This window comes from Streptomyces sp. NRRL WC-3618, from assembly GCF_001280005.1.
In the GTDB taxonomy this organism is placed as follows: Bacteria; Actinomycetota; Actinomycetes; order Streptomycetales; family Streptomycetaceae; genus Streptomyces.
Window position 1 is genome coordinate 1 of record NZ_LGDW01000344.1, and the last position, 320, is coordinate 320.

Annotated in this window: 1 protein-coding gene; it reads left to right on the forward strand. The window is 71.6% G+C overall.

Annotation, left to right across the window (positions count from 1 at the left end):
* On the forward strand, window positions 1-320 hold a 320-nt coding region (locus ADL01_RS24945), incomplete at both ends, for a hypothetical protein (protein ID WP_159049624.1).

Below are 320 nucleotides of genomic sequence, written 5' to 3' on the forward strand. Positions count from 1 at the left end.
CCTCGGCGCCAAGGTCATCTGGATGCTCGCCCTGGCCGACATGCGGGACCCGGCGGCCCTCACCGACGACGAGCAGCTCGCCCTCGCCAAGATGGAGCGCGGACTCGTCTTCGAGCAGGCCCAGCACGAGATGAAGATGCGGCGCCTCGCCATGGAGGGCGACTTCCTCCTTGCCAAGGTCGGCGTCGACTTCGATATCGAACTGGCCCGGCAGGAGAAGTCCGCCGAGCTGTGGCGCCGCCGCCCCATCGAGCTGCCGACCGCCATCGAGCGGCCCGCCCTCGGCCCGGGAGGGGACCCCGATCCGGACCCCGGTCCGG